The 557-nt window shown below is 42.2% G+C and carries 1 protein-coding gene; it reads left to right on the top strand.

What is annotated here, in order from left to right; genetic code table 11:
- On the top strand, positions 1 to 371 hold a 371-nt coding region (locus QEH52_RS20105; protein ID WP_308952754.1), incomplete at its 5' end, for a hypothetical protein.
- Between the last annotated feature and the right edge of the window lie 186 nt (positions 372 to 557).

The following is a 557-nucleotide window of genomic DNA, read 5'->3' as shown; positions in this document are numbered from 1 at the left end:
TAAGTAAAATGAACAGATTCCGTCCTATAGTTGCTCTGGTCTACTTAATGATCCTATATCGGGCAAATCTAGTAGAAACCCTTCCCGGGGATACCACGGGATGTGCTTTTAGTTATAGCGGTGAAGCGAAAATATTCGTAGGGTTCTCGTTAATGCTTAGCTTGTTTCAAACCTTAGTGAGTATTAAACCATTCGAATCGAAGAATGAAAAAGAGAAAGGAAGTGCATTTGAATGGTTTGCATGGACAGTCGCTACTACCGCATTGATTTTATTCATGATCTTTCAGCAGAAAGGCGCGGATCCCAATCGAGCAGTGCAACTTGCGATGCTGTTGCCTATTTTAATCCTAACATTACCAAAACGAAGATAACCCAACCAGTCGACGCAGACAACCAGATAACCCGCCCTTAAAACTCTAAAAATCAACTGGACGACCGAGCATCACAGGCTGGTCGTCTGGTCTCGACGATCAGGGAAGAAAATTGAAAAAAAGGAAATCCTAGCAGACGTATTTTTTAACCGCTTATTTACGCTAATGAACGCTTATCCAACCCGA

The organism is Thalassobacterium maritimum, assembly GCF_031127805.1.
GTDB classification, from domain to species: domain Bacteria; phylum Verrucomicrobiota; class Verrucomicrobiia; order Opitutales; family Coraliomargaritaceae; genus Thalassobacterium; species Thalassobacterium maritimum.
Note: the sequence above shows the minus strand (reverse complement) of the source record. Positions and strands in the feature narration are given on the sequence as shown.